The 1,112-nt window shown below is 74.1% G+C and carries 1 protein-coding gene; it reads left to right on the top strand.

Annotated elements, in window-relative coordinates:
- A partial coding sequence (gene mycP, locus ACXAID_RS28175) for a type VII secretion-associated serine protease mycosin (RefSeq protein WP_475025443.1) occupies positions 1-1,112 on the top strand: 1,112 nt, incomplete at both ends.

Below are 1,112 nucleotides of genomic sequence, written 5' to 3'. Positions count from 1 at the left end.
AGACTCGACTGCCCGCGGCGGGGCCGCCGGGCCCGGCGCAGCGCACCATCCGGTTCGCCGAGTGCGTCGTCGCCGACCCCCGTGCGCCCGGACCAGCCGAAGCCGGCCAGCTCGCCGGGCTGGACCTGCCTGCGGTGTGGGAGCTGACCCGGGGCGCGGGCCAGACCGTTGCCGTGATCGACACCGGGGTGTCCCGGCACCGGCGGCTCCCCCGCCTCGTCCCCGGTGGCGACTACGTCTCGACCGGGGACGGAACATCCGACTGCGACGGCCACGGCACCGCGGTCGCGGGGATCATCGGTGCCACAGCGGACTCAGCCGAGGGCGGTTTCGGCGGGATCGCCCCGGATGCGTCGATCCTGACTATTCGGCAGTCCAGCAACAAGTTCCGCGCCGACTCGGACCCGACGGGCTCGGGGTACGGCGATGTCGCGACATTGGCAGCGGCGGTGCGGACCGCAGCCGATCTCGGTGCGACGGTGATCAACATCTCCACGGTGGCCTGCCTTCCGGCGGAGGCCGCCCCCGACGACGGTGCACTCGGGGCCGCCCTGGCCTACGCGGTCGATGTTCGCAACGTCGTCGTGGTGGCTGCGGCCGGCAATGTCGGCGGTGTGGGCCAGTGCCCCGGACACAACCCGCCCGGGTCGCGCGACTGGAACACGGTCGCAGTGGTGGCGAGCCCGGCGTGGTACGACCACTACGTCCTGACCGTCGGGTCGGTGGGACCCGACGGTGCGGCGTCGGCCTTCACCCTCGCCGGACCCTGGGTGGACGTGGCCGCACCGGGCGAAGGCATCCTGTCGTTGGCGGCCACCGGCGAGGACACCGTCCGGCTTTCCGGGACGAGCTACGCCGCGCCCGTGGTCAGTGCCGTCGCCGCGCTGGTGCGGGCCCGCTTCCCGGAGTTGACCGCCCGGCAGGTGATGCAACGGATCGAGGACACCGCACTGCATCCGGGCACCGGCTGGAACGCCTCGGTCGGCCACGGGATGGTCGACGCACTCGCGGCGGTCAGCGCTGGATCGCCACCTCGTCCGGCGCCGTCCGCACCGTCCCCGGCCCCGGTCGAGACCGTCCCGCCGATGGCCGGCACCGACGCCGCCCCGGGG

Source organism: Mycobacterium sp. ABE4_509, assembly GCF_056160785.1.
The sequence above is the reverse complement of the archived record's forward strand: the minus strand, read 5'-3'. Positions and strand labels throughout refer to the sequence as shown.